At 37.6% G+C, this 6,681-nt stretch carries 7 protein-coding genes and 1 pseudogene; 2 read left to right on the top strand and 6 right to left on the bottom strand.

All coding sequences use genetic code 11. The features are described 5' to 3' along the window. The 4 genes and pseudogenes from QZN27_RS09955 to QZN27_RS08590 all read right to left on the bottom strand — a co-directional run. Positions 1-727 (bottom strand): annotated as a pseudogene (locus tag QZN27_RS09955) (4Fe-4S binding protein); the annotation flags it as partial. Further along, a complete protein-coding gene (locus QZN27_RS08600; RefSeq protein ID WP_296786446.1) occupies positions 720-1,178 on the bottom strand; it encodes a 4Fe-4S binding protein in 459 nt (152 codons plus the stop codon). The pseudogene QZN27_RS09955 and the gene QZN27_RS08600, both read right to left, overlap by 8 nt. Positions 1,179-1,804: 626 nt before the next feature. Continuing rightward, entirely contained in the window at positions 1,805-2,821 is a 1,017-nt protein-coding gene (gene fwdF, locus QZN27_RS08595) for a tungsten-dependent formylmethanofuran dehydrogenase subunit FwdF (RefSeq protein WP_296786444.1), read from the bottom strand. Between the two features lie 11 nt (positions 2,822-2,832). Then, positions 2,833-3,024: a 4Fe-4S binding protein gene (locus QZN27_RS08590; RefSeq protein ID WP_296786441.1), complete on the bottom strand. Its 192-nt coding sequence runs from the start codon at positions 3,022-3,024 to the stop codon at positions 2,833-2,835. 467 nt (positions 3,025-3,491) lie between these two features. Between QZN27_RS08590 and mobB the strand changes: the two genes are divergently transcribed. Together mobB and moaA are read left to right on the top strand one after the other, a co-directional pair. Beyond that, positions 3,492-4,526: a molybdopterin-guanine dinucleotide biosynthesis protein B gene (gene mobB / locus QZN27_RS08585; protein ID WP_296786437.1), complete on the top strand. Its 1,035-nt coding sequence runs from the start codon at positions 3,492-3,494 to the stop codon at positions 4,524-4,526. Further along, the gene (gene moaA, locus QZN27_RS08580) at positions 4,526-5,455 is read left to right on the top strand and encodes a GTP 3',8-cyclase MoaA (protein ID WP_296786434.1); all 930 of its coding nucleotides are present in this window, start codon (positions 4,526-4,528) and stop codon (positions 5,453-5,455) included. Before mobB ends, moaA begins: the two co-directional genes overlap by 1 nt. A gap of 25 nt (positions 5,456-5,480) precedes the next feature. On the opposite strand, the gene QZN27_RS08575 is transcribed toward moaA, so the two are convergent. Further along, complete coding sequence (locus QZN27_RS08575; protein WP_296786431.1) at positions 5,481-5,960, bottom strand: hypothetical protein; 480 nt, start codon at positions 5,958-5,960, stop codon at positions 5,481-5,483. 66 nt (positions 5,961-6,026) lie between these two features. Further along, a partial coding sequence (locus QZN27_RS08570; RefSeq protein WP_296786428.1) for a Coenzyme F420 hydrogenase/dehydrogenase, beta subunit C-terminal domain occupies positions 6,027-6,681 on the bottom strand: 655 nt, incomplete at its 5' end.

Raw genomic sequence — 6,681 nt, 5'->3', positions numbered from 1 at the left:
TACGCCTTCACACCATCCACAGAATACACAGAGTTCTGAGTCGATGACTGAGTTTCCTTTAACAACAGCGTTAGCAGGATCTAAGTCGTATTCTCCGTAACTGCATGATCTACATACTGCTTTGATAGCGGTAGTAGGACAAGCTTTTTTACATACTAAACAGTATACACATTTATCTTTATCAATGACAATGGATTCTTTTCCGGTTTCTTTGTCAACGACGATTGCTTCTGCAGGACATAATTCTTCACATACGCCACAGTAAATACATTCATCATCATCTACTTCGATTTCACCAGTTACTAAGTCAGCACGGTTTGGTAAAATCCTTTCGATAACAATTGCATCACTTATAATGAGGATATGCTTCAATTTCTTTGATTGGAGTGCCGTCAATAGTTAATACTAATGCATCAACAGGACAGAGACCGCTGCACATACCACATAATACACATTTACTTTCGTCAATGCTTATTCTTTGAACATCAAAGTCTTCTTTGAAGTTTTGAGCAATCTTTTCATGACCACTGAAGTATACGTCGTTTGAGATTCTGTGACGTGCGTCCACAGCAATTGCGTTTAAGGTAATTGCTTCTACAGGACAGGTTGATTCACAAATCCCACAACCTAAACAGGTAGAGTCATTGAAAGACAAGTTTCTAACTTCTTCAGCATCTCTTGTGATGTCAAAGTTGTTGTCTTTAACCTCTTTTAAATTTCTAATCATATTCAATCTCCAAAATTTTTATTGAATTAGTTGGGCAGTCTTCACTACAAAGTTCACAACCACAACATTGTATGGAGTCTGCATGCGCCTGCAATGATTCTAAGCTAATAGCGTGCATAGTGCATGCATTTACACATAAGCCGCAACCAATACAAGAATCTTCTATTATTACCTCGAAATTTCTTTCTCGGCAAATATTCACAATTTTTCGACTCTGTTCCGGCTCGTCAAATATTGCCTCGGTCATTCGCAAAAAATCTCTGGGAGATAAGTCGATGATAGTTCTTGCAACGTCAATTGAGTTCCAAGAAAGGTTTCTGCCATTCAGATAATGTGAAATGGTAGACCTATCAACGCCCAACTCGTCAGCAATTGCTTGATGACTTTTACCAGCATCTTTCAACTTGACCGCAGCCAAATATTTTAAACCAGATGCAATATGTTTCGGCATTTTGAACCACCAATGTGTAATGATATAAAATATATTTACCTATATAAATATAGTTGCCTACTAGAATTAAATAGAAATCCTTATATATTACTGTGTGAATACTACACAATCTGACTTTTAGATATTGGTTTAGACTAACTGAAACATAAAATATAATGATATACAATTCTTGTTATGATATAAAAACATTTTTAATGAATTTAATAAGAAACAAGATGATATTTATCCTATTTTGATGTAAAAAACTAAAAAATTACTTAAAAATTGTAATAATAATTTAGGCAAAAAGTATTACATAATCGTGGAAATCAGAAAAAAATTTTTTGGTCTGCCTAAAATGTGTAGTTACTACACATCAAAATCGCAAATCATCGGAATCATTGAAATTCAGGACATATGAGAGAGTATTTCGGTTTTTTACGTGATGATGAAAAATGATATTTTTTCGACGATTTCATCAAAAATCCATTGAATTTCACAGCCTGAAAACCTCAAGAAAATGTAAAAAAAATATGTCATTTGAAAAAAATGTGTAGTAACTACACATCAGTAGGTTCATTCAAAAAACGTTAAAAAAAAGGGTTAGATAGGTGATGGTTTTTGGTTAGATCAAATATCTATGAAATTTATTTGCCAACAAGCAATGTATCCAGAATTTCGCTCCATGACTTGGAGTTGACATTTTCCAGTTTCATTGCGGTTCTTGAAACAACTCTGATATCCTGCGGACATGCTGTTACGCAGGCGCCGCACAGGTTACAGAAGTCAAGATTAGTAACAGACTTGCCCTCAACAATCTCCACCGCCTTGCACGGACATACGTCCTGACATGCATGGCATGATTCGCCCTTACAAATCTTTTCTTCCTCTTCGATTTCAACCAATTCCAGGTTACCTTCAAACGGTTTTGTAATTGAAATCGCATCCTTAGGACATATCTCACTGCACCATGAACAGCTTACGCATGTATTTTCAACAATGAATGTTTCGCCGGTGACTTCAGGAATATCAATCTCATCAGAGTACATGCATGTTGAACAGACTTCCATAATGGCGTTTTCAGGACATATCCTTTTGCAGACTCCACAGAAGATGCATTTGGATAAATCCACTTCGATTGAATTGTTGACCACGTCATTGGATGCTTTTGGAATGTTTTTGACTGTTATTGCTCCAGCAGGACACATATCAGCACAGAATGAACAGTAGATACATTTTTCATCATCTATGTCGATTTCTCCTCTTACCAGTGCGGAGCGGTCAGGAAGCTCCCTTTTGAAGATGATTGAATCCTGAGGACATACGTCATTGCATCTTCCACAGTATACACAGTCATCATCATTGACAATGCATTCCACATTCCATTTAGGATAGACGTCCAATTCCTTGATGCTGACATTATCGATGGTTAAGTCTAAAGCGCCGAACGGACATGCAGAAGAGCATAATCCGCAAAATGCACATGAATTAGCATTCACTGAAACAAGATCCATCTCTATAAGTCCGCGTGCAATAGGAACGGTAGGCCCCAATCTCAATGAATCTGTAGGACACACTTCGCTGCATATTCCGCAGCCCACACAATTTTGATCCTTGTAGGACAATACCCTATATTCGCTGCCTTTTCTTTCTATATTAAACATTTCAATCCCTCTTAGGCTTTTGATATTGCTTGATTAGGACAATTCTGAATACATAAGTCACAATCATCACATTTCTCAGCTATAATAGCTACATCACCGTTTTCCTCAACAAGCGCACCTTGTTCACAAATTTTAACACATAACCCCTGTACCGGACAATTTTCAATATGTCCGCAGGCGTCAGGATCTATCTTTACTGCCATAATAATACCTCTCAAAATATTAACATAATTATGTCAATTAGAATTTTTATCGAACTGTACTTATAAACATATCGATTATTTTTTCAGTGTTTTCAAAAAAACAATAAATTTTAAATTTAGGAATACCTAATTCAAATTAGAATTTTATAATATTAAAAATAAATAGGATTTAAGAATTCTTTAAGGAATATATAGTCATCAAGAAAATTTAATTGTAATCAGAAAAACATTGATATTTATCAATATTTAATTCATATTAAAAATTCAATAGAAATAAAATCAAGTAATAATTTGTCTCATTTCAGGAAATCATCAAGATAATGAAGAGAAAAAAATGTGATCTGACGTGTAGTAACCGCACATATATGTAAAAACAATGCGATGTTAAAAAAAATTGTGGAATAAACGCACATCATCAAAAAGATATAATTAATACAAAAACCTATTATATTATAGGGGATTATAAAATGAAAATAGTATCTATAGTCGGCAAGAAAAATACTGGAAAGACTTCACTGACTGTCAAAGTCATTGAAGAGCTAACAAGAAGGGGCTACAATGTGGCCTCCGTCAAGCATTCGCACCACTCCATCGAAATGGACAAGGAAAATACTGACACCTGGAAGCACAAGCAGGCCGGTGCAAATCTTGTAGTGGGAGTCGGATCAACCACATTTTTCAATGCCCGCCAGGAAATGGACCTGAACAGGATACTGTTTTTGATAAAGCACTTCAGCGAATATGATTTTGTAATCATTGAAGGATATAAAAGTTACAATTACCCTAAAATCATCACATCCCCTGATGTTCGCGATGAATACACCATAAAGGAAGTGGATTCCTTTACGATTGACGACGATGGCGTCAAAGAACTGGCCGACCTCATAGAGGAAAAGGGTCATGACATCGTCGACACATTGTTTGCAAACAACTGCGGATTCAACAACGGCGAGGCAATTGCGGCCGAAATCCGTAAAGGCAACTTAAGTGTCGGTGACCTGGATGAAACCCTAAGCTACCTGTCAATCGACGGACATGTTGTGGGACTGAATCATTTTGTAAGCGATTACCTGAAGCAAAGCGTAATGGGAGTCATAAACACATTGAACCTCAAGGACTATGACGTTGAGGACATCGGCAAAATCGAACTGGTCATTCCAAACGAGAATGTTTCCCAAAATCCGATTGAAGCCGAATGCACAATCAAGATCAATGACAAGAACCTTGAAATCAATGAATTCACCAGAACTATCGTTTCAAATTCAATAAGGGGCATGATTAACTCCATCAAGACCGAGGACAATGTTAAAACAATCGATATTGTAATATCAGACATTGCAGATGACCTAAAAGATGCAAGCATCGCCCTCAAGACAAACGGTCATGATGTGGAGCTCAATGCATTCACACAGGGAATTCTAAAGGAAACAATATATGCAACCATCAATTCATTGAGAATCGACGAGAAAATTTCTAAAATAACAGTAAGGGTGGAGCAATAATGCTTGAGAATGTAGTTAGAGACAAATACGAAAGGCCTATCCTTTCACTGAGAATCACACTCACAAACAGGTGCAACGTGAACTGCCTGTACTGCCACCACGACGGAATGGTAAAATCAAAGGATGAGATGACCGCAGATGAGCTGTATACAATCTGCAAAATAGCTAAAAAGATTGGCGTGAGGAAAATCAGGCTTTCAGGCGGAGAGCCACTGCTTAAAAAGGACATCGTCGAGATTGTCGAAAGGATTGCAAGCCTTGATTTTAAGGACATCTCAATGACAACAAACGGAATTCTTCTGGAAAAATATGCACAGGATTTGAAGGATGCCGGTCTTGACCGTGTCAATGTAAGCCTGGATACCCTCAACCGTGAGACATTCGAGTTCATCACCAAAAAGGACTATCTTGAGGATGCCAAAAACGGAATCCTGAAGGCCGTTGAGGTTGGACTCTATCCGGTAAAGATCAATATGGTAATAATGAAAGGCATCAACCAGGATGAGATTGACGACATGTTCGAATTCTGCAAGGAGCATGACATTGTGCTTCAGCTTATTGAACTCATCGAAAGTGAAAACTGCGATGACGACAAGTTCAGTGTGGACTATCACTATAATTTAGATGACGTTGAAAAAGAGCTGGCTGATATAGCTGATGATGTGCGTGAACGTGAATTTATGCAGGGCCGTAAAAAATATTACATAGACGGTGGAGAAATCGAGGTAGTCAAGCCAGTTGATAACGCTAAATTTTGCGCGAAATGCTCCAGATTAAGGATAACACCTGACGGTAAAATCAAGCCATGTCTTCTGAGAAACGACAACCTGGTCGAGTTGATTTCACACGTGAGAAATGGTGAAAGCGAAGAGGAACTTGAAAAGATATTCATCAATGGAATCAACAAGCGCGAGCCGTTCAACTCTTAAAAAAAAAAAGAATAATAGCTTAGAATTAAGCTAGTATAACATCTTTAAACAGTTCTTTGTCTGTTGATGATAGGACTACCAATTTGCCATTCTTGACATAACTGAATCCATCGAAACCAGGATCAGTGAATTCATATCCTTCGACACCGTTGATTGTTGTTTTGTTTGCATCATCGCCAGCGAGATCCCTTGCATAATTATCATCGGCAGGAGTATTTGATGCGCTGACGGAAAGTATTATTGCATCTCCTGAAACATTAGTATATACTTTTGAAGAAAAGTTTAAATCAAGAACTGGATTGTCAACCTTTTGGTTATAAACAGATTCGTTTTCAACCTCACTGAATCCGTCCGGAATATTAAAATCGACTCCAGCGAGAGTTACACCTTGTTTTTGATCACCAAATAAAACATTGGAAACATCATTGATATTGAATGCACATGCTGTTGACATTCCAGCAATCACTATAAAAAAAGCTAAAATCACTAAAATCTTTTTATTCATAGTATCCCCCAATATAACATTGTTAATTTCCAACGAGAAAAAAATAAAAAGGTAATAGGGATAACCCTATAACCATTTAGCTTTGGATACGTGGTCGGTAAATGGAAGTGGGTCGTCACTGCCCATACCTGGGATGTATCCGTAGACTTCTCTTACTTTGTTGTTTACAGTACTCCATACTTTAGCTACAGGGATTTCACATGGACATACTTCGGAACATCCACAGTTGGTACATGCGTCAACCATGTGTACTAAACGTGTTAAGTGGAAGAATGGAGCAGCAGGAGTGTATCCACCAGGTACCCATTCAGGACCTTCAGCTTCGAGACAGCAGTCTTCACAGAAACATAATGGACATGCTTCACGACATCCGTAACATTTCATACATTTGGAGAATTCGTCTTCGTATTGATAGAATACATCGATGATGTCTCCGGTAGTGCCTGCGTAGTCGATTTCTTTTTTAGCTTGGGATTCTTTTAACATGAAGTTGTTAATGTTTTCTCTGATTTTGACACCTTTTTCGAGTGGTTCTTCGGTAGCAATTAAACCTGCGTCAATTACTTTACCTAAAACATCTGCACCAGCTTCGGAGAATACTTCAACAAAAGTAGCTTTTCCTGCTAAAGGACCGATAACTCCCCAGTTACCTAAAGCTAAGTCAGCGTTGGAAGGGATTTTGAGATTACATCTTTGACAGTTTTCTCTTCTACCCATACCT

This window comes from uncultured Methanobrevibacter sp., from assembly GCF_900316895.1.
Classification (GTDB): domain Archaea; phylum Methanobacteriota; class Methanobacteria; order Methanobacteriales; family Methanobacteriaceae; genus Methanocatella.
The sequence above is the reverse complement of the archived record's forward strand: the minus strand, read 5'-3'. Positions and strand labels throughout refer to the sequence as shown.

Excerpts from the sequence above, each read along its gene's own strand:
- QZN27_RS08600 (WP_296786446.1), bottom strand. The coding sequence starts at position 1,178 with ATGCCGAAACATATTGCATCTGGTTTAAAATATTTGGCTGCGGTCAAG.
- fwdF (WP_296786444.1), bottom strand. The coding sequence starts at position 2,821 with ATGTTTAATATAGAAAGAAAAGGCAGCGAATATAGGGTATTGTCCTAC.
- QZN27_RS08590 (WP_296786441.1), bottom strand. The coding sequence starts at position 3,024 with ATGGCAGTAAAGATAGATCCTGACGCCTGCGGACATATTGAAAATTGT.
- mobB (WP_296786437.1), top strand. The coding sequence starts at position 3,492 with ATGAAAATAGTATCTATAGTCGGCAAGAAAAATACTGGAAAGACTTCA.
- moaA (WP_296786434.1), top strand. The coding sequence starts at position 4,526 with ATGCTTGAGAATGTAGTTAGAGACAAATACGAAAGGCCTATCCTTTCA.
- QZN27_RS08575 (WP_296786431.1), bottom strand. The coding sequence starts at position 5,960 with ATGAATAAAAAGATTTTAGTGATTTTAGCTTTTTTTATAGTGATTGCT.